The following is a 22,804-nucleotide window of genomic DNA, read 5'->3' on the forward strand; positions in this document are numbered from 1 at the left end:
ATAAAATCTACCATAAAAAAAGAGCGGAATAAATCCGCTCTTTTCCCTTATTTGTGCAGCGCGTCGTAAACGTGAATCCGGTTTACAGCCCGCCGCAAAGCAATTTGAGCCCGTTCCAATGACTGCTCGTCGTGCTTTTCCTTGGCTTCCTTGATGTGCGCCTCGGCCCGCTGCTTGGCAGCTTCAGCCCGACTGAGGTCAATGTTGCGCGCGCGTTCTGCGTTGTCGGCAATAATCGTCGCCACATTGTCGGCGAATTCGATGATCCCCCCGCTGACGGCGATGTGATCAACCTTGTGGTCGACATCGGCGCCGCGTTGGACCCTGACTTCACCAATCGTGAGCGGAGTTAAAATCGGCAGGTGGTTGTACAAGATCTGCCGGTCGCCGTCAATAGCCCGCATTGAGACGGAGCTGCCACGGTGAGAATAGATTAACCCGTTTGGCGTAACGATATTGATCTTAAACAGTTTCTCTGCTTCTGCCATGATGCATCAACCTACTTTTCTAATAAGGCTTTTGCTTCCGGATCGCTTGGGGTAACCCCCATCTTTTGCGCCTTCTTCAAAACGTCTTCGATCGGACCAACGCCTCTGAAGGCATCTTCAGGCAAGTCGTCAAGATGGCCGTCGAGGATCATCTTGAAGCCCTTGATCGTTTCCTTGATTGGAACGTATGAGCCTGGAACGCCGGTAAAGACTTCGGCAACGAAGAAGTTTTGTGACAGGAAGAACTGAATCTTACGTGCCCGGGCAACGATCAGCTTTTCTTCGTCTGACAATTCATCCATACCCAAAACTGAGATGATGTCTTGCAGTTCGCGGTAGCGTTGCAGAATGTGCTGAACCCGGGTAGCAACGTCGTAGTGTTCCTGGCCGACAATTTCTGGGTCCAGGGCACTGGAAGTTGATTCAAGCGGGTCAACGGCAGGGTAAATACCTTGTTCAACCAAGCTACGTTCCAAGTTGGTCGTCGCGTCCAAGTGGGCGAAAGTAGTCGCTGGCGCTGGGTCAGTGTAGTCGTCGGCTGGCACGTAAACGGCTTGGATAGAGGTAATTGACCCCTTCTTGGTGGAAGTGATTCTTTCTTGCAATTGACCCATTTCCGTTGCCAAAGTTGGCTGGTAACCAACGGCACTCGGAATCCGGCCCAGCAAGGCGGAAACTTCGGAACCGGCCTGGGTAAACCGGAAGATGTTGTCGATGAAGAGCAACACGTCCTGGCCTTCAACGTCTCTGAAGTATTCAGCGATCGTCAAACCGGTCAAAGCGACCCGCATTCTGGCACCAGGCGGCTCGTTCATCTGCCCGAAGACCATGGCAGTCTTTTCCAAAACGCCGGATGCCTTCATTTCGAAGTAAAGGTCGTTACCTTCACGGGTTCTTTCCCCGACACCAGTGAAGACGGAAATACCGTTGTGTTCCTGGGCAATGTTGTGAATCAATTCCTGGATGATCGTGGTCTTGCCGACCCCGGCACCACCAAACAGACCGACCTTACCACCACGCAGATATGGTTCCAGCAAGTCGATAACCTTAATACCAGTTTCCAGGATTTCACGGCTAGTAGTTAATTCATCATACTTAGGTGCTTCTTTGTGGATCCCGGAGCGAGGGTGGTCAGCTGGAAATTCTGGACCACCATCAATCGGTTGACCTAAAACGTTGAAGACCCGGCCCAAGGTATCCGGACCAACTGGTACGGAAATTGAGCTCCCAGTGTCTTCAACCTTCATCCCACGACGAAGGCCATCGGTAGATTCCATCGCGATGCAGCGCAAAACGCCATCGCCTTGTTCAAGAGTAACTTCAAGGATAATCGATTCGTCGTCTGACTTGATGACCTTCAAGGCATTGTTGATGTCTGGCAGGTCTTTGCCAATAGGAAACTTGACGTCGACAACAGGGCCGATTACTTGAACGATTTCACCTTGACTCAAACTTCTACCTCCTTTTCTCTTATTCAAGTGCATTCGCACCACTGACGATTTCAGTCAATTCAGTAGTGATTTGTGCTTGTCTTGCACGGTTCATTTGCAAACTAAGACTAGAAACAAGGTCCTTGGCATTGTCCGTGGCACTCTTCATGGCTGTCATAGAACTTGCGTGTTCGGCAGTCTTGGCGTCCAAAATGGCACCATAGATTTCCGCCCGCGCGAATTGCGGCAGCAAGGTTGCCAAAACGCTGTCAATGTCAGGGGCAACTTCAAATTCAATCTTCTTGCTTTCCTTGGCTTCCGCGGTGTCGATGTCAAGGTCGACGATCGGCAGCATCTTTTCGGCCCGGAAGGCTGAAGACAAAGAATTCACGTGGTGGGTGTAGCAAACGTACAGTTCATCATAAACGCCGTTCAAGTACATCTTGATCGCCGTTGAAACGATTGGCAGGGTTTCCTTGAAAGTCGGCACGTCTGAAACGCCGTCTTTTTCATAGACAACGTTCAAGTTGTTCTTCTTGAAGAACTGGGAGCCGACGCTGCCGATTGACAGGATCTTGGACTCTCTGCCCTGCAGCTTGTCGTCGGCTACCAGGCCCATCATCTGCTTAATGACTGAGCTGTTGTAGGAGCCGACCAGACCACGGTCACCGGTAACTACCAGGTAGCCAACGGAATGAACTTCAGCCCGTGGCTTGATCATGTCAGAAATGATCCCCATCCCAAAGACGTCATCGTAGTCGATGGAGTCAATGTTGTCTTGCGTCAGGCGGTAGTTGGCCTTGTTCAAGTGATTGATCACGCTGGCACTCATCAGCCGCGACACGGTTTGGTGGAGCAGCTGGTTGTATTCCTGGTAGCCCTTGTCTCTTTTTTCAGTCTGATTCAGTTTAGCTGCTGAAACCATGTGCATGGCTTCAGTAATCTTACTCGTTTGCTTGACAGAAGCAATTCTCTTCTTCAATTCAAGTAAAGATGCAGGCATAGTCTACCTCCTATTTGTTACTTGATGAAAAGCTGGATGCAAATTGTTGAATAGCTTCTTGAAGCTTGTTTTCATCTGGCAATTTGCCAGTTGACTTGATTTCAGCTAACAGATCAGCATGGTTGGCGTCAAAGTCGGTGTAAAGTTCTTGTTCAAAGCGAGCAATATCATCGACTGGTACCGCGTCCATAAAGCCATGCGTCAAAGCGTAAAGCAGGACAACCTGCTTTTCAACGGCAACCGGCTTGTGCAGCGGCTGCTTCAAAACTTCGACGGTCCGCCGGCCGCGGGCCAGCTTGGCTTGCGTTGCTTGGTCCAGGTCACTGCCGAACTGGGCAAAGCTTTCCAGTTCCCGGTATGAAGCCAGGTCGGTCCGCAAAGTACCGGCAACCTTCTTCATGGCTGGGATCTGCGCGGCCCCGCCGACACGGGAAACAGAAGCCCCGGCGTCGATGGCTGGGCGCGTGCCTGAGAAGAACAGGTCACTTTGCAAGAAGATCTGTCCGTCAGTGATGGAAATAACGTTGGTTGGAATGTAGGCGGAGATGTCCCCGGCTTCAGTCTGAATGAATGGCAGAGCAGTCAGTGAGCCACCGCCCAGTTCCTTGCTCAATTTAGCACTCCGTTCCAACAAACGTGAGTGCAGGTAGAAGACGTCACCTGGGTAGGCTTCACGGCCAGGCGGCCGACGAAGCAGCAGGGAAAGTTCACGGTAGGCAACAGCCTGCTTGGACAAGTCGTCGAAGACAACCAGGACGTCCTTGCCGGCGTACATAAATTCTTCACCCATCGCGGTCCCGGAATATGGCGCAATGTAAAGCATTGGCGCTGGTTCTGACGGACCAGCTTCAACGACGATGGTGTAGTCCATCGCCCCCAGCTTCTTCAAGGTTTCAACTTGTGCTCTGACAGTTGATTCCTTTTGACCAATTGAGACGTAAATACAAATTACGTCTTGCCCTTTTTGGTTCAAAATGGTGTCGATCGCTAAACTGGTCTTACCAGTCTTACGGTCACCGATAACCAGCTCACGCTGACCACGGCCAATTGGCACCAGCGCATCAATTGCCTTGATACCAGTTTGCAAAGGCTGGTTGACTGACTGCCGCTGCATAACGCCTGGCGCCTTGGACTCGATCGGCCGAGTCTTGTCAGTCTTAATTTCACCTAAGCCGTCAACTGGCTGGCCCAGTGGATTCACAACCCGTCCAATCAAAGCATCCCCAACTGGAACTTCCATAATCCGGCCAGTTCGCTTGACGCGGTCGCCTTCGCGGATGTCGTCAAACTTGCCCAGAATGATGATACCAACATCATTGCTTTCCAAGTTTTGGGCGATACCGTAGGCACCATTGTCGAACTGCAAAAGCTCACTTGACAAGACATTGTTCAAGCCGTGAGCGCGGGCGATACCATCGCCGACGTAAGTTACGACACCGACTTCATCGATGTCCAGCTTATCGTCGTAGTGTTCAAGTTGCTGCTTGATTAAAGAGCTGATTTCTTCCGCTTTAATGCTCAATGGTTTCACCTCTTTATAATACTTACTTTGTTAATACGGCGCGGATTTTCTCCAATCGATGCTTTACTGAGCCATCGATCACGCGGCCTTCAACCTCAAGGACCACGCCGCCGATAATTTCTGGATCAACTTCATTTTCAAGATGAAGTGCCTGCAAGCCATACTTCTTGGCATAGCTGTCTGCAAGGCGCTGCAGCTGATCTTCATCTAGCTTCACTGCAGTCTTAGCGACACCCGTTCCGATGTGGTTGGCAACATTGTACAGGTGAATGTAGTAATCAATGATGTCAACCAAGTTGTCAAAACGATCATAGCTAAGCAAGAAGTTCAGAACTTCTTGAAGCTCTGCAGAAAAGCCCTGTTCAACCGCCGTCAAAAGATTCTTCTTTTGCTTGGCGTCCAAAACAGGATTGCTCAGAACCTGGACAAAACGGGGCTCTGCTTGAACTGCCTGCTTCAATTCAGTCAGTTCGCTGAACATGAGCTCTGTCTTGCCGCTGTCTTTGGCAAAATCAAAGATCGCCGTTCCGTAGCGTCTTGCCGTTTCTTCTCTACTTAAGGCCATTAATCGTTCAACCCCTTAATGAACTGATCAACTAAATCTTTTTGATCAGCAGCAGATAAGTTCTTAGCAATTACCTTTTCCGCAATCGTCACAGAAAGATCAGCAACTTCGTCGCGGGCTTCGTTCAAGGCGTCAGTCTTCGCTTGAGCTGCATCAGCCTTGGCCTTTTCCCGGATAGCGGAAGCTTCATCGTTGGCTTCGCTGACGATTTGCTTGCCGGTCTTTTGCGCATTACTCTTGGCATCGGAGAGAATCTGGGTTGCTTCTTGTCTTGAATTCTTCAAGGCTGCTTCCCGTTCATTGGCCAAAGTTTCAGCCTTCTTACGGTCGCTGGCAGCTTGATCCAAGTCATCAATGACTTTCTGACGGCGCTTCTCCATCATGTCCTTTACCGGGCCCCAAGCATAGTGCTTGACGGCCAGCAAAAGGATGCTGAATACGATTAAATACCAAAGGGTATTAATGATTGAGATTTCAGCGCCGGCGAATACTGGTTGAAATTCCATCGACAATCCTTCTCTCTCAATTTAGTAACTAATGTAAATTAACGTCTGATTAATTAAGGAACAAAATCAAGAAAGCGATAACGATAGCCAGGATTGGAACGGCTTCGATCAAACCAACACCGATGAACATGGTTGATCTCAAGTTACCAGCACTTTCTGGTTGGCGGGCGATGCTTTCGATCGTCTTTGAGATAACCTTACCGTTCCCCCATGAAGCAGCCAAAGCAGCGATACCAGCAACAAGTGCAGCAGCTAAATCCTTTAAACCTGTAGTCATAATAAAACCTCCGAAAAATTATTCTTGTGTAACCTTCTTGCCAATATAAACCATAGAAAGAGTTACAAAAACATACGCCTGGATAGAGCCAATGAAGACAGAGAAACCTTGCCAGATCATTGCGAGCGGCGCAGCCAGGATTCTGGTTACAATCCCCATGCTTGGCCCCAGCTGGTTCCCGATCAGGGTCAGCAGGACTTCACCCGCAAAGATATTACCGTAGAGACGCAGTGATAACGTCAAGAAGTTGGTAAATTCTTCAATGATGTTAATCGGCAAAAGGAAACCAACAGGACGTGCATAGTTCTGCAGGTAGCCCTTAGTGCCAAATTTCTGAATCCCGAAGGTAAATGACAGAAGCAAGGTCATCATCGCGAACGACATCGTCGTCACTGGATCAGCAGTTGGTGATTTGATGACCATATAGTCACCGACTTTCACTTCCAAGAACAACCCTAGTTGATTCATGCAGAAGATGAAAAGGAACAAAACAAAGGCGTAAAGAGACAGATGTTTTTGCGCAGCCGGGTCTTCGACGTTGTCCTTGACAATCCCGTCGGTAAAATCGATCAGGTATTCCAGGACATTTTGTTTCTTGTTCGGTTTCATTTCAACTTTACGTGAAAGAGCGTAACAAATGGCAAAAACCACAATTGCCATCAAGGTCGAACCGATAATGCCAACCATGTCGACATTCAGTCCGGTACCGTTAATATTGAAGACAAGTGATTTCTCCAATTCTTCGTGACCTCCCTTCTTGTGTTGAATTCTTCGAACACGTCATTTATTGTACACCAATAAAAATGAATTGGAACTTTTGCAATCGCTTTTATTGGCGATTTTTTAATTATTTAGTCCCGAAGATCCGGTCACCTGCATCCCCCAGGCCTGGGAAGATGTAGCCATTTGGCAGCAGCTTGTCGTCAAGGGCAGCCGCATAGATGTCAACGTCCGGGTGCTCGTCTTGCACGGCCTTGACGCCTTCTGGAGCAGCAACCAGGACAGCCAGCTTGATGTCAGTCACGCCCCGCTTCTTCAAGGCTTCGATGGCCAGGTTGGCGGAACCGCCAGTAGCCAGCATCGGGTCAACGACCAGGCATTCACGTTCCGTAACGTCCTTAGGAACCTTGAAGAAGTATTCTACCGGCTTCAAGGTTTCTTCATCGCGGTACATGCCAACGACGCCGACCTTGGCTGACGGAATCATTTCCAAAACCCCGTTGACCATGCCCATGCCGGCCCGCAGGATTGGCACGATGGTCAATTTCTTGCCGGCCAGTTCCTTTTGCACCGTCTTGCCCATTGGCGTTTCGATTTCAACGTCTTGCAAAGGCAGGTCGCGGGTGATTTCGTAGGTCATCAGACCGGCGATTTCGCCAACGATTCTCCGAAATTCATTTGATCCAGTTTCCTTGCGGCGAATAATCGTCAGCTTGTGCTGGATCAATGGATGGTTTAACACAGTGAACTTTCCCATATAGTTCCTCCATTCAAAAATACCATGTCATCTCTATTATAAATAAAAAAAGAAATGGTTTAAAGCCATTTCTTTTTTAAAAGCCGTGAATTGTACAGGTTAGACATGATGGCCGCCAGCAGCCTTGTTTAACCGGTTCATGTAGGCCAGGCTTTCCTCTCCTTGTTCAAAGCCCTCTACATAAATAGTTTTAATTTCTGACCGGTCGTCAAAATAGCGGAGGCCGGCAAATAGGTTGTGGTCAGCCTCGGTCAGATTTTTGCCTAAATTGAATTTATTTTCTGCAGGCAGGGGCAATTCCTCTAAAAGGTCACTGCTTGCCATAACCCCGCAAGAAGCATCCAGGTCCAGCTTGGCAAAAGTTTCCGCCTGGTCAACCACGTAAACCTGGGCACTTGGCGCGTAGTGGCGGTACTTCATCCCCGGCGCCTTCGGCACTTCCTTGTCGCTTACCTGGCCCCGGTTGATCAAGACTTCTTCGCCTAAGACCTGGCTGATTTCTTCTGGGGTAATCTTGCCCGGCCGCAAAACGACCGCTGGGGTAACTGACAAGTCAACGATAGTTGATTCCAGGCCCACTTCAGTCTCACCCCCATCGACGATCCCGGCAATCTTGCCCTTTAAGTCATGATAAACATGCTGAGCAGTAGTCGGGCTCGGCTTGGTTGAAGTGTTGGCCGAAGGCCCGACGATCGGGTAGCCAAGCTTGGCAATCAAGTCATGGGTCAGCTGATCGTCCGGGCAGCGGAAGGCAACCGTTGGCAGGCCCCCAGTTACAGATTCCGGCAGGGCCCCTTCTTTAGCTAAAAGCAGGATAGTCAAGGGACCTGGCCAGAAGTGCTTGATCAACTTCTCTGCCCGCTCCGGCACTTCCTTAGCATAAGGCCGCATCATGGCTTCGTCAGCTACGGTCACGATCAAGGGGTTGTCACTGGGCCGGCCCTTGGCCGCGTAGACCTTCTTGACTGAATCATCCCGGGTGGCCAAAGCCCCCAGACCGTAGACAGTTTCGGTTGGAAAGGCAACTAGCTCCCCTTGGCTGAGCAGGCGGGCTGCTTCATCCAATTGTTCCCGTTTAAAAATCTTGGTTTCCATCATTTCTGCCACTCCCCAAACAGCATCCGCGGCTTGCCGGCCATGTCGCGGCGGAATTCCACCTTGAAGTCCGGCAATTTTTCGGCAAACAGAGCCTTCAGCTCATCTTCCTCGCTGAAGCCAAATTCCATGAAGAAGCGGCCGCCTGGATTCAAGTGGTCTCTGACTTCTTCAGCAAACTTCCGGTAAAAGGCCAGGCCGTCCTGGCCGCCAAACAGGGCTTCTTCTGGTTCATTGGCCAGAACGCTCTTGTCCATCACGTTCTTTTCACTTGGCTTGATGTAAGGCGGGTTGGAAATGATCAGGTCAAACTTGCCCAGGCCCAGCAAAACGTTGGCCTTGCGGGTGGTTACGTCCAGGCCGTAGTCCAAAAAGTTCTCTTCGCTGATTCTAAGAGGCGTGTCCTTAATGTCGCTGGCGTAAAAATGCAGGTCCTTAATCCCCTTGCCTTCGGCTTCTTTAGCCAGGGCCACGGTAATATTGCCTGACCCGGTCCCCAGGTCCAGAACGGTGTCGCCATCTTTTAAGTGCTCCAGGGCCCATTCAACCAGTTCTTCAGTTTCAAAGCGGGGAATGAGCACGCCTTTAGCAACCCGCAGGCGGTAGCCTAAAAACCAGGCATAGCCCAGGATGTACTGGGGCGAATCCCCTTTAGCCAGGCGCTTCATGTCTTTTCTGGCCTGCTTGACTTCAGCGTCAGTCAATTCCCGGTCCTGCTTAAGTTGGTATTCGCTCGGCGTCATCCCCAGACGCTCAGCCAGAAGAAAGTCGATTTCCTCGCTCCGGGCGCTTTCAGCCAGTTCACTGGCCTCAATCCGCATTTCTCGTAAACTCTTAGGCATTTTCAGCCAGCTCCTCTAATTGCTTGGTTTGGTAGTAAACCGTCAAAGCATCGATGATTTCGTCCAGCTCCCCGTTCATGATCCGGTCCAGCTTGTTCAAGGTCAGACCGATCCGGTGATCAGTCACCCGGTTTTGCGGGTAGTTGTAGGTTCTGATTCTTTCAGACCGGTCACCAGTGCCGACGGCGTTCTTACGCTTGGCGTCGTACTTGTCCCGGTTCTGGCTTTCGTAGTAGTCGTAAACCCGGGATTTCAGGATTTCCATGGCCTTGGCCCGGTTTTGCTGCTGGGACCGCTGGTCCTGCATAGCCACCACGATGCCAGTTGGCAGGTGGGTCATTCTGACGGCACTGGAAGTCTTGTTGATGTGCTGGCCGCCGGCACCGGATGACCGGTAGACGTCTACCCGGATGTCCTTTGGATCAAGGTCGATGTCAACTTGTTCATATTCTGGCATGACGGCAACAGTGGCGGTTGAAGTGTGCACCCGGCCGGCTGATTCGGTTACTGGGATCCGCTGCACCCGGTGGGCCCCGTTTTCATACTTCAGCTTGGAGTAGACCTTGCTGCCAGTAATCATGATGGCCACCCGCTTGTAGCCGCCAACCTCAGTTTGTTCGCTGTCGACAATAGAGACGTTCCAGCCTTGGTTTTCAGCGTACTTTTCATACATTCTTAAAAGGTCGCCCGCGAACAGGGAAGCTTCATCCCCGCCGGCTGCCCCCCGGATTTCCATGATGATGTCCTTGTCGTCGTTAGGGTCCTTTGGCAGCATCAAAATCTTGATTTCGTCTTCCAGCTTGCTGATTTCGTCTTCCAGCTCAGAGTTTTCCATCTTGGCCATCTCAACCAGCTCAGCGTCTGAACCATCAGCGATGATTTCCTTGTTGCCGGCGATTTCTTCCTTGTCGGCCTTGAACTTGCGGAACTTCTGCACGACTTCCCGCATGTCAGCTTCTTCCTTGGTAATTTCCATGTAGCGCTTGGTGTCAGCGATGACTTCCGGGTCCGCCATCATTTCCTGAATTTCTTCATAGCGCACTTCCAAGCTTTCCAGCTGTGCCATTACATTGTCCATTTAATCAATCCTTCCAATAAAAACTAGTCTCTTGCCTGATCGGGGTGGAAATAGTGGAAGCGGCAGACCGGGTAGTAAGCCTCGTCGCCGCCAATCTGCACCTGCTCGCCCTCATAGACGGGCAAACCGTCCTTGTAGCGCAGGGCCATGGTTGCCTTGTGCCCGCAAAAGTGGCAAATCGTCTTCATCTCTTCTATTTTATCAGCATAAAGCAAAAGATACTCACTGCCTTCAAAAAGATGATTCTGAAAATCATTCTTTAGGCCAAAAGCCATCACCGGGATGTGCAGGTCATCAACAACCTTGGCGCACTGGATAACCTGGTCCTTTTTTAAAAACTGGGCCTCATCAATCAAGACCGCCGCCAAAGGATGGCCGTCCGCTTCCTGCTCTTGCTGGTTCAAAGCCGCGATGTATTCAAAGAGGTCCAGGTCCGGCTCAATTGGCCGGGCGCTGCGGCTGAGCCCGATCCGGGAAGCCACCACGCCGCGGCCGGACCGGGTGTCAACGCTGCTGGTCAATAAAGCCACCTTGCGTCCTTGAATCTCGTAGTTGTGAGCAACCTTCAAAATTTCAATCGTCTTGCCGCTGCCCATCGCTCCGTATTCGAAAAAAAACTGTGCCATATTCTCCACCTTTGTATTAATCTCGCTCAAATAAGTATAGTGTATTTTGCAAAAGTTTAAAAGCGTCGCATTTTAGCCGCTAAACTTTCCGTCTTATGGTAAGATTTATCATAGTTTTAATGCAGAATAGGAAGTTAATCATGAGTTTTAAATCCAACATCGCAACTTTTGCCGGCAAGTCCTCTTACTGGTTCCTGCACAATGTCTTAAAGGGCGGGACCAGCTTCCCCGGCAAGCTGGCCATGAAGCTTGACCCAAACGTCCTTGAGCAGCTGGGCAGGGACTATGAAACTATCATCGTCACCGGGACCAACGGCAAGACCATGACCACGGCCCTTATCACCCAGACTTTGAAGGAAAAATACGGCGACATTTTGACCAACCCGTCCGGCTCCAACATGGCCCAGGGGATCGTAACCGCCTTTTTGGCCCATGGCCAGAAAAAAGTCAGCCGGAAACTTGCAGTTTTGGAAGTTGACGAAGCCAACGTCAAGGCCGTAACCCAGTTAGTCCACCCCAAGGCCTTTGTCTTGACCAACATTTTCAGAGACCAGATGGACCGCTACGGGGAAATCTACACGACCTATGAAAAGATCGTCGACGGCATCAAGCTGGCACCTGAGGCCACCATCATCGCTAATGGTGACGCCAGCATCTTCTCTTCGGTCGACCTGCCGAATCCAAAAGTCTTCTTTGGCTTTGAAACTGACCAGGACCAGCCGCAAAACGACCTCAAGGCCGCCGTCAACACTGACGGGGTCCTCTGCCCTAAGTGCAATCAGATCCTGCACTACCACGCAATTTCCTATGCCAACTTAGGCGACTTCTTCTGTCCGAACTGCGGCTACAAGCGGCCGGACTTAACCTACAAGCTGGAAAAGATCAGTGAGCAGACCCCAAGCCGGATCAAGTTCACCATCGAAGGCAAGGAATTCGCCATCAACATCGGCGGCACCTACAACATCTACAACGCCCTGGCTGCCTTTGCCTGTGCCAGAGAATTCGGCGTTTCCGCCAATGAAATCGCGGCGGCTTTTGCCAAAAACAAGCGCATCTTCGGCCGCCAGGAACTGATCCACTACCAGGGCAAGCAGATCAACATCATCCTGGTCAAGAACCCGGTTGGCTTAAACGAAGTCCTCAGCCTGCTGGACACGGAAAAGGATCACTACAGCCTGGCTGCCCTCTTAAACGCCCACCACGCTGACGGCATCGACACCAGCTGGATCTGGGACGGGAACTTTGAAAGCCTGGACCGGTCCAAGATCGACCAGGTCATCGTCGGCGGCGAGCGGCATAAAGACATGGCCTTCCGCCTGGAAGTTGCCGGCTTTGACCCGGACAAGCTGGTCATTGAAAGTGACTTTGACCAGCTGCCGGCCGCTTTTGAAAAGACGCCGACCGACAAGATCTACATTCTTTCAACCTACACGGCCATGCTGCACCTGCGGCAGGTCTTTGCTGAAAAAGGCGTCTTGAAGAGAAGAATCAACTAGCATAAACAGGACAAGTAAGGCAAAAAAGAAAAAGACAAAAGAATAAAAAAGCAAATTAAAAATCCCGCGGTCAGCCGCGGGATTTTTTAGATTGCCGTAGTCAAGACGGCGACTACATTGATCAAGGCAACCAAGCCGGCAAAAAAGGTCACTGCCTTGTAGGTCGCGTTTTTACTGAAGGCAAAAAGCAAACCTTCGATTAGGGCTACGGCGAATGCCGCGATCGCGGTGATGGCATAATAGGGCGACATCCGGCTGTTCACGCGGCCCAGGATGATGATAACCAGGCCGTAAACGGCTAAAAGCAGCCAGCCCTTTTGCTTATTGCTCAATTTCATGTGTTGGTCCTCTTTCTAGCGGTTTTCCTGCAAAAAAGCGTTGATGATCCGGCTGCGCATGGTCAAAAAGATCTGGTTGTGCCGGGAGGGGTGGACCCGGTTGGTCAGAAGAATCAAGCCGGACTGCTTGACCTGGTCAAACAAGACCAAGGTGCCGGTAAAACCGGTATGGTAGATGATGGGATAGTTTTCCTTAGGGTCAAAGACCAGGTTCCAGCCCCAGGACCGGGCTTTCAGGCCGGCCGGCGTCTTGACCTGGTAGAGGTCCTGGATTGTCTCTTTCTTTAATGGCAAAAGGTCACTGACCCCCATGTAGCCCTGCCCCATTTTGACCAGGTCGCTGACGGTGCTGAAAAGGCCAGCTGACCCGCACCGCCGGCCTAATTGCTGGCCCTTGGGATCATGGACGAAGCCCTGAATGACCTGGCCGTCAACTAATTCCGTTGGCACGCACTCGTCTTTTGGCGGGGCAAAGGTCGTTTCAGTTAAGCCAGCTGGCTGAAAAATCCGCTCACTGGCCAAATCCTGGACCGCTTTGCCCGTAATCCGCTCTAAAACCAGTCCTAAGAGGACAAAGTTGGTGTCAGCGTAGCGGACGACCCGGTTAAATTCGCTGGTCACCGGCAAGCCCACGATCGCCTTCATCAAGTCCGAACCGGACAAGGCATTCCGGTTTTCAATCCAGCCCCGGATGCCGGATGTGTGGGTCAAAAGGTGGCTCAGGCGGACCCGGCTGTCCTTGAATTCCGGCACGTATTTTTGCAAGGGGTCAGCAAAGTCAACCTTTCCCTCTTCTCTCAGCTGCAAAAAAGCGGCGGTCGTGGCCAAGACCTTGGTGCAGCTGGCTAAGTCATAGTAGGCAAAGGGGCTCAGCTGGCTTTTGGTTGGATAGATGCTGGCAAAGCCCAAAGTCGAGGCAAAAACCTGCTCCCCTTTTAAGAGGGCGTAGTTGACTCCGGGAACAATTCTTTCAGAAACCAGGCTTTCAATCAGCAACTGGGTTTTAGGAAAATTAAGCAAGCGGCGACTCCTTTCTAAAAGGCCCGTGCGGGCAATTAGCTCTATTATACGGCAGTTTTCACCCTTTCCAAGTCAGCTTGAAAATATTTAAGACTTTTTTTGCTGGAAGCCTTGACTTTTTCTTGCAAAGAAAGCATAATAATGAATGTCGGTAATTCGAACACAAACTTCGCCCGTTGGTCAAGTGGTTAAGACGCTACCCTCTCAAGGTGGAGTCATGAGTTCAATTCTCGTACGGGTGATTTACTGCGATGTAGCCAAATTGGTAAGGCAGTGGACTCTGAATCCATAATGTTCCGGTTCGAGCCCGGACATCGCAATAATACCGAAAGGCAAGTTCCTCTGGAGCTTGCCTTTTTTCTTGTCCTTTTCAGAGCAAATGAAAAAGTGCTAGATCTGGTCTAGCACTTTTTTACCTGTTCAATTTTCTTTACTTAGTCACGTAGGCTTCCTTGAAATTCCACTCGCTCCGCTTGCAGATCCAGCCCTTGGCGTTTGACCGGATCAGCCAGGCATCGTCTTCGTAGTAAAGCGGGATGACGCCGGCATCATCAAGCAGGATGCTTTCAGCTTCGCTCATGTCCTTAAGCCGTTTTTCCTGGTCATTGGTGTTCTTGGAAGCCGCGATCAGCTTGTCATACTGGCTGTTTTTCCAGGAGCCGTAATTAGAGCTGTTCTTGCTGGTCAAAAGTTCCAGGAAGGAAATCGGGTCACCGAAGTCAGCAATCCAGTCTGACCCGCAGATCTGGAACTGGCCGGATTCCCGCCGGGCCAAACGGGTCTTAAACGGAACACTGGTAACCGTCAATTTCAGCCCTGGCAGCTGGGTTTCCAGCATGCTCTGCAGGGCTTCGCCAGTCTTCTTGCCCCCGTCGCTGTCACTAGTCAAAAGGTTCAAGGTCAAGCTGGACTTGCCAAGCTCACTCAAGCCCTTTTGCCAATATTCCTTGGCCTTGCTTGGCTGGTACTTGTAGAGGTCTTTGGCGGATGAAGAAATCATGCTGGTGTAGTCTTCCCCGTCATATTCAGTCAAGCCCTTGGCCGTGTAGGTATTGGCCACTTGGTTGTTGCCGCCCAGTATCCGGATCAGGTTCTCCCGGTTGATGGCCAGGGAGATGGCCTTGCGGATGTTGCTGTTGGCCAGAACCTGGTTCTTTTCGTTAAGCTCCAGGTAGTAGGTCCCCCCGTTAGAGAGGCTGTAGTAGTTCTTCTTGCCTTTGAACTGCTTGGTCAAATTAGAGTCCAGGCCCAGGGCATCGATCTTGTTTGACTGGTAGAGGTTGTAGGCGGTAGTCGCCGTCTTGTTGACCGTGAAGCTGATCTGGTCAAGCTTGACGCTCTGCTTGTCCCAGTAGTCCGGGTTCTTGACCAGTTTCCAGGACAGGTTGGACCCCGTCCAGCCCTTTTGGACAAATGGCCCGTTATAAGCCATGTACTTGGAAGCCGTCCCGTACTTGTCCCCGTATTTTTTGACAGCTTTTTCTTCCTGCGGGAAAAAGACCGGAAAGGCCATGAGGTCCTTGAAATAGGCCATCCGCTTCTCTAAAGTGACGACCAGCTTATATTTGCCCTCAGCCTTAATACCGAGGCTGGAAACCGGCTTTTTGCCGTTTTGAATGGCATCAGCATTCTTGATCCCGGAGAAAAGATAAGAATACTCAGCCTCGGTCTTGGGATTGACGGTCCGCCGCCAGGAATAGACAAAGTCCTGGGCAGTTACGGGCGTGCCGTCATTCCACTGGGATTTGCGCAGCTTGAAAGTGTAAGTCAAACCGTCCTTGGAAACCTGGGCGCTGGTAGCCAGGCCCGGGCTCTGCCCGTCCTTGCTGTTTCTGTAGAGTCCTTCCATGGAGTTGATCATCTGGCTGAAACTGACCACGTCCGTGGCCTTGGACGGGTCCATCGTAGTAATTTCCCCGCCGACTGACCAGTTCAGATCCTGCTCCTTCTGACTGCTTTCCTGCTTGCTGCAAGCTGTTAACGTTAAAGCAGCTAAAGCAAGTCCAGTCAAGACAATTTTTCTTGATGACATCTTCCTTTACCCCCCTCTTACTAAAACGGTAACATAAGCAATGCTCTGCTTGCTTCCCTTAAATTGTAGCACTTAATGTGATTCTTTTATCTTTTTTAGGCAAAAAACAGTAAATTGCATAAAAAAAGAACAAGATCCGCGGATCTTGTTCTTCTTAATTTCATTTGTGAAAAATTACAGGCGGCTTGCCAATTCGTCGTGCAAGTCTTCGTAGCCTGGCTTGTTCAAAAGGCCGAACATGTTGCGCTTGTAGGCTTCAACGCCTGGCTGGTTGAATGGGTTGATCCCGTTCAGGTAGCCGGAAATGGCAACTGACAATTCGAACCAGTAGATCAAGTAGCCCAAAGTGTGTTCGCTCTGGTCAGCGATGTTGACAGTCATAACTGGAACCCCGCCGTCAGTGTGGGCCAAAACAACGCCTTCGTAAGCGCGGTCGTTGACGTAGTTCATAGTCTTGCCGGCCAGGAAGTTCAGTTGGTCCAGGTTGCTTTCGTCGTTTGGAATTTCCACGTCAGCCCGTGGGCCAGCAACGCGGACAACAGTTTCCATCAAGTTCCGGCGGCCTTCTTGGATGTATTGGCCAAGTGAGTGCAGGTCGGTCGTGAAGTTGGCGCTTGACGGGTAGATGCCCTTTTGGTCCTTGCCTTCTGATTCACCCATCAATTGCTTCCACCATTCGCCAAACATTCTGATGCTTGGTTCGTAGTTTTCCAAAAGTTCAGTAGTGAAGCCCTTGCGGTAAAGGATGTTTCTCAAGGCAGCGTATTGGTAAGGAGAGTCCTTGCTTACGTCAGGGTCAGTGTAAGCAGCCCGGGCGTCAGCGGCACCTTGCATCAAGGCGTCGATATCGCAGCCGGCAGCAGCGATTGGCAAAAGGCCAACAGCTGACAAAACGCTGAAACGACCACCAACATCATCTGGAACTACGAATTCTTCATAGCCTTCAGCGTCAGCTTCAGTCTTCAAGGCACCCTTTTGGCGGTCAGTGGTTGCGTAGATACGCTTGGCTGCTTCTTCCTTGCCGTACTTTTCAATCAGCTTGGCCTTCAAAACCCGGAAGGCAACTGAAGGTTCAGTGGTGGTACCGGACTTGGAGATGATGTTCAAGGAGAAGTCCTTGTCGCCCAGCCAGTTGATCAAGTCTGACAAGTAAGTGCCTGACAGACTGTTGCCGCAGAAGACAACCTTAGGATAGTCGCTCTTTTCAGCCATGTAGAATGATGAGTTCAAGAATTCAATGGCTGCTTGGGCACCCAAGTATGAGCCACCGATCCCGATCCCGATCAAAACGTCGGAGTCGCTTTGGATCTTCTTGGCTGCTTTCTTGATACGGGCAAATTCGTCCTTGTCATAGTCAACCGGCAGATCCAGCCAGCCGCGGAAGTCGTTGCCGGCACCAGTGCCTTCGCGCAATTCCTTGTCAGCGGCGTTAACCATTGCTTGCATTTCCTTCAGTTCGTTTTCGTGAACGAAAGGAGTCAATTTACTACTGTCAAAACTTACTACACTATTCATTGATTTATGCTTCCTCACTAGAAAATGTTAAATAAATCATTCACAAGATAATAATATCATTGTTGCCCTTTCATTGCTAGCTTTTATTGCGTTTTTTTACACAAATTTGACCTAGCAAAAAATAGAGCCCATAGCCCAGCAGGACCCCGCAAGCATTGAAGAAGACGTCGTCAATGTCGCTGACCCCTGTCATGAGCAAAAACTGCAGGATCTCGATCGTCACCGACGCCAGGACCCCCAGGAAAAAGACCCGGCCAAAGCAGTGCTTGACTTGGAGCAAATTGGGCAAAAGGGCCCCGAAAGGCACGAAGGCCAGGATATTGCCCAGGGAGTTATAGTAAAAGTCGACCTTGCTCTGGGCATAAACCAGTTTCCAGGTATTCTTCATGAAGACCAGGTTGATGTTGCTGAGAGGCCGGTCCCAGTGAAAATTCAGTTCCCAAGGGAAATATGAAGACCTGAAGGTCGTCAGCATCAGCACCAGGAGAAAGTAAAAGACGAAAAGCCAGAGGCCAAATTCCGACCAGAGCCCGCGCCTTTTACGGACAGCCAAGAGCCAGATGACCCGGACCAGAGCAAAGAGCAGGAAGTAAAAAATCGTCTTGTCCAGGCCCTGCAGGGTTAACTTGATCAAGGCAAAGTGATTGATCCTGGTGGCGTACTGGCTGGCTAAATAATTGTATAAAGGTGCTAAAAACAACATGCTCACTGGGTCCAATCTACTAGAGTCTGCTTAAATTATACAAGCTTTTCCGGGGGAAGAATTTTAAGAAAGCAATAACTCTGGAGAAATGTTTGTCTATTTTTGTCACAACCTTTAAAATTAAGACAGTTATTAAAGGAGAACTACAATTGAAACACAGCAAATTTCTCGGCAAATTTCAAAGCCGGACTGGCTTTTTGGCCCTCCTGGTCATCTGCTACTGGCTGAAATACCTCTTTGTCGCCTACTGCGACTTCAATCTGGGCCTGGCCAATCCTCTCCAGCACATCATCATGTGGTTCAGCCCCCTGGGCATGAGCATCATTTTGATCAGTCTGGGCTTTTACTTTTCCAAGCCTTTGGCCTCCTACATCGCCATGCTGACGCTTGACTTTGCCAACACGGCGCTTTTGTTTGCCAATGTCCTTTACTACCGGCAGTTTACCGACTTCATCACGGTTAAGACCATGGCCAACATCAGCAAGGTCTCCCAGGGCCTAGGCAAGTCCAGCGCGGCTCTTCTTGCCCCCAGCGACATTTTAATCTGGCTGGACCTGATCGTCATCGTCATCCTGCTGGCGGTAAAAGTAATCAAGATCGACCAGCGGTCATACGGCTTTTCCAGGACTTTTGCCATTACGTCCTTCGGCTTCTTCGTTTTGGGCCTCAACATGATGGTGGCTGAATGCAACCGGCCCCGCCTGCTCAAGAACACTTTTGACCGGACTTACGTGGTCAAGTACCTGGGTATTGACGCCTTCACGGTTTATGATGCCGTCAAGAACGAATCCAGCTCCACCGTGACCAAGAATGCCTCAACCAGCGAATTGAACAAGATCATCAACTTTACCCAGCAGAACTATGCTCCAGCTAATTCCGCGTACTTTGGGGCAGAAAAAGGGAAAAACGTAATCATCATCCACCTGGAGAGCTTCCAGCAGTTCTTGATCGGCTTAAAGATCAACGGCAAGGAAGTCACCCCCTTCCTCAATTCCCTGTATAAAAACAAACATACCCTGTCTTACAGCAACTTCTACCACCAGGTGGGCCTAGGCAGAACCAGTGACGCGGAAAACATGCTGGAAACCAGTACCTATGGGATTTCCGACGGGTCACTCTTCACTTCTTTGGGCTCCAGCAACACCTTCCAAGCTGCCCCGCAGATCTTGCGGGCAAACAGCAACTACACTTCCGCTGTTTTCCACGGCAATGTCGGCAGCTTTTGGAACCGGAACGACGTTTACAAGAACATGGGCTACAACTACTTCTTTGACAAGAACTACTTCAGCCAGGAAAGCGGGGACAGTGCCGGCTATGGGCTGAAAGACAAGCTTCTCTTCGCTGAAAGCGTCAAGTACCTGGAAAGAATGCAGCAGCCTTTTTACGCCAAGTTCATTACGGTTACCAACCACACGCCTTTTGAACTGGATACAGCTGACCAAGACCCGGACTTCAAGACCAGCTCAACCAGCGACGCGACGATCAACAACTACTTTTTGACCGCCCACTACCTGGACCAGGCCTTGAAGGAATTTTTCACCTACTTAAAAAAATCAGGCCTCTACAATAAATCGATGATCGTCATCTACGGGGACCACTACGGCTTGAGCAATGAAGAGTACACCACCCTTGCGCCTTTAATTGGCAAGGATCCAAAGAACTGGTCCAGCTACAACACTGCTCAGATGCAGAAGGTGCCTTTCATGATCCATGCTTCAAACTTAAAGGGCGGGATCAAGTCAACCCTGGCCGGTGAAATCGACGTCCTGCCAACCATCCTCCACCTGCTGGGCATTTCCAGCAAGCAATACATCCAGTTCGGCACGGACATTCTGTCGGCTAAACACAAACAGATCGTCGTCTTCAGAAACGGGACGGTCATCAGTCCAAAATATGTCTTGATCGGGGGCAAGACCAGCAAAGGCAATGTCTATGCCGCCAGCGGCAAGCTTTTGACCAAGCTGACTAAAAAGCAAAAGGCCGAAGTCAAGAAACTGGCTGCTTATGGCAAAAAGTCCCTGTCTTATTCCGATACCCTCAACAACAAGAACCTGCTCCGCTATTACACGCCAAAGGGTTTCAGCCCGGTTATCCCAAGCGATTACAACTACAGCACTAATTACCAGCAGATGATGGACCTGATTGAGCAGCTGGGCAAGCAGTCAACAGCCCTCATCAGCCAAAAGGGCGACACCAGCAAGCTCTACAAGACTGATGCTAGTGAACTGGCCAAGCGGCAAAGCGAGATTACCCAGATCCCGGAAAGCGTTCTGTCCTCGTCCAGCTCCGCGAATGAGAGCATGACTTCTAGTTCATCCAGCTCAAGTAAATCCAGCAACAAGGAAACTAAATAGAGCAAAAACAGAACAAGCAAAAAGCTTACCGGCTTTGCCGGTAAGCTTTTTTAGTCGCTATTCTTTATCTTTGGACTCTTTCTTGTCCTTTTTATCGTAGTGCTTCTCATGCCCTTCATCAAAGAGAGTGATCGTAAAGGTCGAACCTTCATGCGGCTTGGAAGTCACCTTGATTTCCCCGCCATGCTGCCGGACCAGGGAAAGAACGATCGACAAACCCAGGCCGGATTCACCGGTGCCGCCGTAGCGGGCCCGGGCCGGATCAGCCTTGTAGAAGCGTTCAAAGATGTACTTGCTTTGCTCCTGGGTCATCCCAATCCCAGTATCCTGGACGCTAAAGGTTGCCCCATGCTGGAAGCGCCGGCCCCTAAGCGTGATCGTACCGTCATTGGTAAACTGGATCGCGTTTTGGGTCAAGTTTACCAGCATCTGCTTGAAGCGGTCCTGGTCAGCATAAACAGGCAGGTCTTCCGGAGCATCGAGGATGATCTTGTCCCCGTTCTTAGCCGCGTTCTGGCTCAATTGCTGCTGAACGTCATTCATAATCGTCCGGGCATTGAACTGGGACTTCATCATCTGGATCTTGCCGCTTCTGATCTTCTCGTAGTCCAGGTTCTCGTTGACCAGGCGGATCAAGCGCTTGGTTTCCCGGCTCATGAGGTCAATGGACTCCGGAATTGATTCTTCTGGAATGGCATCGTACTTCATCCCTTCCAAAAGGCCATTGATCGTGGTCAGAGGCGTCCGCATTTCGTGGGCCACGTCCTGCATGAACTGGTCCCTTCGCTCTTCCTGGGCCTTGACTTCTTCATTCGAGGCCTTCAAGGACTGAACCATTTCATTGAAGTTTTCGGCCAGGTCGTCGATTTCATCAGCGTGGCGGTGGTCAACTTGCACATCGAGATCACCGTCAGCGACCTTGCGGGCAGCCAGGGAAAGCTTCTTGATCCGGCCGGTTTGGTAGTAGGCCAGAACAAAGCTCAAGATCAGGCTGACCGCGAAGGTGATCACCAGGGCCCTGGCCAGGTTAGCCTTGGCCTGGCTGACGGTCTGCAGGACGTCCTTGACCCGGGAACCAATCATGATGGCTCCGACCACCTTCTTGTTTGACCCTGATCCTTGGATCTGGGGAACCACGACCCAGGTATAGCTTTCAGCGGCGAAAAGGCGGTTGCTCCGCTTTCTTAAGCCGTCCCGCTTTACCCGGCCCTGGATTTTCGGGGCAAGATCCCGCTGCTCGCTGCTGTGGTCGTCCTTGATCCGGACAACCTGCCCCTTTTTCAGCATCGATTTAGCTGACTTCTTTAAAATGTCATAGCCGCCAAGGGGATATGTCGTCTTAAAGTTCTTGTCCATCAAAAACAGTTTAAGATTTTCATCCCGCATGACGAAGGAAAACTTTTGCAAGAAATCCGCGGAAAAAACTGGCGGTGAATTCTTGCTCTGTGTCTTTTTAGAGTACAGCTGCAGGGTTGAAAGATTTTCGGCATAACTTTCCAAGCGCGTGTAGTTGCTTTGATAAGCTTGTTCCTTCTGGTAATTGATCGTTGAAAAGCCAATGATCATGACCGAAGTCAAGATAACTATCAAAAAACTCAGAATATGCTGATAAATCAGTTTCATGCGTTAACCTGTGAATCGTCAAACTTGTAGCCCACGCCCCAGACGGTTTGAATGATCTGCGGGCCGGACTTTTCCAGCTTCTGGCGCAGCTTCTTGATGTGAGCGTCGACAGTTCTTTCTTCACCGAAGTATTCGTAGCCCCAGACAAGTTCCAGGAGCTGTTCCCGGGAGAAGACCTGCTTTGGCTTTTGGGCCATGGTGTAGAGCAGGTCGAATTCCTTTGGCGTCAAGCCTTCAACCCGGTTTTCGTCGAAGTAGACTTCCCGCCGGCTCTTGGAGATCCGGATGTGGTTGGTTTCCAGGTCGAAGTCGTTGCTTGGGATGTTCTTCGGCAGGTTTCTTGGCTGCCCTTCCAGCATTACCCGCCGGTGCAAGGCCTTGATTCTGGCAATCAAGGCGATTGGGCTGAACGGCTTGGTTACGTAGTCATCAGCCCCGACGCCCAGGCCCAGAACCTGGTCTGATTCACTGTCGCGGGCCGTCAGCATAATAATCGGCACAGTTTCAGAAATCCGGCGGATTTCCTTGGCTACTTGAATCCCGTCCTTCTTTGGCAAGTTCAAGTCCAAAGTAATGATGTCAAAGTCCCGCGGGTGGGCCTGGAAAATTTCGACTGCTTCTTCACCGTCGTAGGCGGAAACTTGTTCCCAGCCTTCCTTCTTGAAGAACAATTCCATCATTTGTGAAACTGACTTGTCATCTTCTACCATTAAGATCTTCATTTTTTAACCCCTTAGCAAATAATTGTGCGTTCTGCACCATATTTTAATCCTAGCAAAAAAGTATCAAAAGCCGCCAATCATTCTGTGAAAAA

Annotated in this window: 22 protein-coding genes and 2 tRNA genes; 4 read left to right on the plus strand and 20 right to left on the minus strand. The window is 50.5% G+C overall.

Annotation, left to right across the window (positions count from 1 at the left end):
* Positions 1-47: 47 nt before the first annotated feature.
* From ACYVUV_RS07405 to ACYVUV_RS07465, 13 genes are all read right to left on the minus strand, one after another.
* The gene (locus ACYVUV_RS07405; RefSeq protein WP_296228114.1) at positions 48-488 is read right to left on the minus strand and encodes a F0F1 ATP synthase subunit epsilon; all 441 of its coding nucleotides are present in this window, start codon (positions 486-488) and stop codon (positions 48-50) included.
* 11 nt (positions 489-499) lie between these two features.
* Positions 500-1,939: a F0F1 ATP synthase subunit beta gene (gene atpD / locus ACYVUV_RS07410; protein ID WP_439775773.1), complete on the minus strand. Its 1,440-nt coding sequence runs from the start codon at positions 1,937-1,939 to the stop codon at positions 500-502.
* A gap of 19 nt (positions 1,940-1,958) precedes the next feature.
* Positions 1,959-2,921, minus strand: coding sequence for a F0F1 ATP synthase subunit gamma (locus tag ACYVUV_RS07415; RefSeq protein ID WP_439775774.1), 963 nt, complete (start codon positions 2,919-2,921; stop codon positions 1,959-1,961).
* A 10-nt stretch (positions 2,922-2,931) separates the two neighbouring features.
* Positions 2,932-4,443: a F0F1 ATP synthase subunit alpha gene (gene atpA, locus ACYVUV_RS07420; RefSeq protein WP_439775775.1), complete on the minus strand. Its 1,512-nt coding sequence runs from the start codon at positions 4,441-4,443 to the stop codon at positions 2,932-2,934.
* A 22-nt stretch (positions 4,444-4,465) separates the two neighbouring features.
* Positions 4,466-5,008, minus strand: coding sequence for an ATP synthase F1 subunit delta (gene atpH, locus ACYVUV_RS07425; protein ID WP_439775776.1), 543 nt, complete (start codon positions 5,006-5,008; stop codon positions 4,466-4,468).
* On the minus strand, positions 5,008-5,514 hold the full coding sequence (gene atpF / locus ACYVUV_RS07430; RefSeq protein ID WP_439775777.1) for a F0F1 ATP synthase subunit B: 507 nt from the start codon (positions 5,512-5,514) through the stop codon (positions 5,008-5,010). Before atpF ends, atpH begins: the two co-directional genes overlap by 1 nt.
* Positions 5,515-5,563: 49 nt before the next feature.
* Complete coding sequence (gene atpE / locus ACYVUV_RS07435; protein WP_412135881.1) at positions 5,564-5,791, minus strand: F0F1 ATP synthase subunit C; 228 nt, start codon at positions 5,789-5,791, stop codon at positions 5,564-5,566.
* An 18-nt stretch (positions 5,792-5,809) separates the two neighbouring features.
* Entirely contained in the window at positions 5,810-6,529 is a 720-nt protein-coding gene (atpB, locus tag ACYVUV_RS07440; protein ID WP_270448249.1) for a F0F1 ATP synthase subunit A, read from the minus strand.
* A 109-nt stretch (positions 6,530-6,638) separates the two neighbouring features.
* Entirely contained in the window at positions 6,639-7,268 is a 630-nt protein-coding gene (upp, locus tag ACYVUV_RS07445) for a uracil phosphoribosyltransferase (RefSeq protein WP_002880062.1), read from the minus strand.
* A 99-nt stretch (positions 7,269-7,367) separates the two neighbouring features.
* Positions 7,368-8,363 (minus strand): L-threonylcarbamoyladenylate synthase, encoded by a 996-nt coding sequence (locus ACYVUV_RS07450; RefSeq protein ID WP_439775791.1) that lies wholly within the window; start codon positions 8,361-8,363, stop codon positions 7,368-7,370.
* Entirely contained in the window at positions 8,363-9,205 is an 843-nt protein-coding gene (gene prmC / locus ACYVUV_RS07455; protein WP_439775778.1) for a peptide chain release factor N(5)-glutamine methyltransferase, read from the minus strand. The genes ACYVUV_RS07450 and prmC overlap by 1 nt, the downstream gene beginning before the upstream one ends.
* On the minus strand, positions 9,198-10,283 hold the full coding sequence (gene prfA, locus ACYVUV_RS07460; protein WP_439775779.1) for a peptide chain release factor 1: 1,086 nt from the start codon (positions 10,281-10,283) through the stop codon (positions 9,198-9,200). Before prfA ends, prmC begins: the two co-directional genes overlap by 8 nt.
* 23 nt (positions 10,284-10,306) lie before the next feature.
* A complete protein-coding gene (locus ACYVUV_RS07465) occupies positions 10,307-10,909 on the minus strand; it encodes a thymidine kinase (RefSeq protein WP_439775780.1) in 603 nt (200 codons plus the stop codon).
* Positions 10,910-11,049: 140 nt separating this feature from the next.
* On the opposite strand from ACYVUV_RS07465, the gene ACYVUV_RS07470 reads away from it, so the two are divergent.
* The gene (locus ACYVUV_RS07470) at positions 11,050-12,405 is read left to right on the plus strand and encodes a MurT ligase domain-containing protein (RefSeq protein ID WP_439775781.1); all 1,356 of its coding nucleotides are present in this window, start codon (positions 11,050-11,052) and stop codon (positions 12,403-12,405) included.
* Positions 12,406-12,491: 86 nt separating this feature from the next.
* On the opposite strand, the gene ACYVUV_RS07475 is transcribed toward ACYVUV_RS07470, so the two are convergent.
* Positions 12,492-12,743 carry a hypothetical protein gene (locus tag ACYVUV_RS07475; RefSeq protein WP_439775782.1) on the minus strand — a complete coding sequence of 84 codons (252 nt, stop codon included), beginning with the start codon at positions 12,741-12,743 and terminating at the stop codon, positions 12,492-12,494.
* 15 nt (positions 12,744-12,758) lie between these two features.
* Positions 12,759-13,763, minus strand: a complete 1,005-nt coding sequence (locus tag ACYVUV_RS07480; RefSeq protein WP_439775783.1) for a serine hydrolase domain-containing protein — start codon at positions 13,761-13,763, stop codon at positions 12,759-12,761.
* Between the two features lie 170 nt (positions 13,764-13,933).
* Here ACYVUV_RS07480 and ACYVUV_RS07485 point away from each other — a divergent pair.
* Positions 13,934-14,005: transfer RNA gene (locus tag ACYVUV_RS07485), tRNA-Glu, on the plus strand.
* Positions 14,006-14,010: 5 nt separating this feature from the next.
* A tRNA-Gln gene (locus tag ACYVUV_RS07490) sits at positions 14,011-14,083 on the plus strand.
* A gap of 110 nt (positions 14,084-14,193) precedes the next feature.
* On the opposite strand, the gene ACYVUV_RS07495 is transcribed toward ACYVUV_RS07490, so the two are convergent.
* From ACYVUV_RS07495 to ACYVUV_RS07505, 3 genes are all read right to left on the minus strand, one after another.
* Positions 14,194-15,795 (minus strand): peptide ABC transporter substrate-binding protein, encoded by a 1,602-nt coding sequence (locus ACYVUV_RS07495; protein ID WP_439775784.1) that lies wholly within the window; start codon positions 15,793-15,795, stop codon positions 14,194-14,196.
* Between the two features lie 174 nt (positions 15,796-15,969).
* On the minus strand, positions 15,970-17,310 hold the full coding sequence (locus ACYVUV_RS07500; protein WP_439775785.1) for a glucose-6-phosphate isomerase: 1,341 nt from the start codon (positions 17,308-17,310) through the stop codon (positions 15,970-15,972).
* A gap of 76 nt (positions 17,311-17,386) precedes the next feature.
* Positions 17,387-18,013 (minus strand): VanZ family protein, encoded by a 627-nt coding sequence (locus ACYVUV_RS07505; protein ID WP_439775786.1) that lies wholly within the window; start codon positions 18,011-18,013, stop codon positions 17,387-17,389.
* Between the two features lie 149 nt (positions 18,014-18,162).
* On the opposite strand from ACYVUV_RS07505, the gene ACYVUV_RS07510 reads away from it, so the two are divergent.
* Positions 18,163-20,367: an LTA synthase family protein gene (locus ACYVUV_RS07510; protein ID WP_484499233.1), complete on the plus strand. Its 2,205-nt coding sequence runs from the start codon at positions 18,163-18,165 to the stop codon at positions 20,365-20,367.
* A 57-nt stretch (positions 20,368-20,424) separates the two neighbouring features.
* On the opposite strand, the gene ACYVUV_RS07515 is transcribed toward ACYVUV_RS07510, so the two are convergent.
* A complete protein-coding gene (locus ACYVUV_RS07515; protein WP_439775788.1) occupies positions 20,425-21,990 on the minus strand; it encodes a sensor histidine kinase in 1,566 nt (521 codons plus the stop codon).
* Entirely contained in the window at positions 21,987-22,712 is a 726-nt protein-coding gene (locus ACYVUV_RS07520; RefSeq protein ID WP_439775789.1) for a winged helix-turn-helix domain-containing protein, read from the minus strand. Before ACYVUV_RS07520 ends, ACYVUV_RS07515 begins: the two co-directional genes overlap by 4 nt.
* Between the last annotated feature and the right edge of the window lie 92 nt (positions 22,713-22,804).

The organism is Lactobacillus sp. WILCCON 0149 (genome assembly GCF_057197965.1).

Coding starts and splice junctions, on each gene's coding strand:
- ACYVUV_RS07495 (WP_439775784.1), bottom strand. CDS start 15,795: ATGTCATCAAGAAAAATTGTCTTGACTGGACTTGCTTTAGCTGCTTTA.
- prmC (WP_439775778.1), bottom strand. CDS start 9,205: ATGCCTAAGAGTTTACGAGAAATGCGGATTGAGGCCAGTGAACTGGCT.
- upp (WP_002880062.1), bottom strand. CDS start 7,268: ATGGGAAAGTTCACTGTGTTAAACCATCCATTGATCCAGCACAAGCTG.
- atpF (WP_439775777.1), bottom strand. CDS start 5,514: ATGGAATTTCAACCAGTATTCGCCGGCGCTGAAATCTCAATCATTAAT.
- ACYVUV_RS07450 (WP_439775791.1), bottom strand. CDS start 8,363: ATGGAAACCAAGATTTTTAAACGGGAACAATTGGATGAAGCAGCCCGC.
- ACYVUV_RS07405 (WP_296228114.1), bottom strand. CDS start 488: ATGGCAGAAGCAGAGAAACTGTTTAAGATCAATATCGTTACGCCAAAC.
- prfA (WP_439775779.1), bottom strand. CDS start 10,283: ATGGACAATGTAATGGCACAGCTGGAAAGCTTGGAAGTGCGCTATGAA.
- ACYVUV_RS07520 (WP_439775789.1), bottom strand. CDS start 22,712: ATGAAGATCTTAATGGTAGAAGATGACAAGTCAGTTTCACAAATGATG.
- ACYVUV_RS07505 (WP_439775786.1), bottom strand. CDS start 18,013: ATGTTGTTTTTAGCACCTTTATACAATTATTTAGCCAGCCAGTACGCC.
- ACYVUV_RS07475 (WP_439775782.1), bottom strand. CDS start 12,743: ATGAAATTGAGCAATAAGCAAAAGGGCTGGCTGCTTTTAGCCGTTTAC.
- ACYVUV_RS07515 (WP_439775788.1), bottom strand. CDS start 21,990: ATGAAACTGATTTATCAGCATATTCTGAGTTTTTTGATAGTTATCTTG.
- atpE (WP_412135881.1), bottom strand. CDS start 5,791: ATGACTACAGGTTTAAAGGATTTAGCTGCTGCACTTGTTGCTGGTATC.
- atpH (WP_439775776.1), bottom strand. CDS start 5,008: ATGGCCTTAAGTAGAGAAGAAACGGCAAGACGCTACGGAACGGCGATC.
- ACYVUV_RS07500 (WP_439775785.1), bottom strand. CDS start 17,310: ATGAATAGTGTAGTAAGTTTTGACAGTAGTAAATTGACTCCTTTCGTT.
- ACYVUV_RS07470 (WP_439775781.1), top strand. CDS start 11,050: ATGAGTTTTAAATCCAACATCGCAACTTTTGCCGGCAAGTCCTCTTAC.
- ACYVUV_RS07415 (WP_439775774.1), bottom strand. CDS start 2,921: ATGCCTGCATCTTTACTTGAATTGAAGAAGAGAATTGCTTCTGTCAAG.
- ACYVUV_RS07465 (WP_439775780.1), bottom strand. CDS start 10,909: ATGGCACAGTTTTTTTTCGAATACGGAGCGATGGGCAGCGGCAAGACG.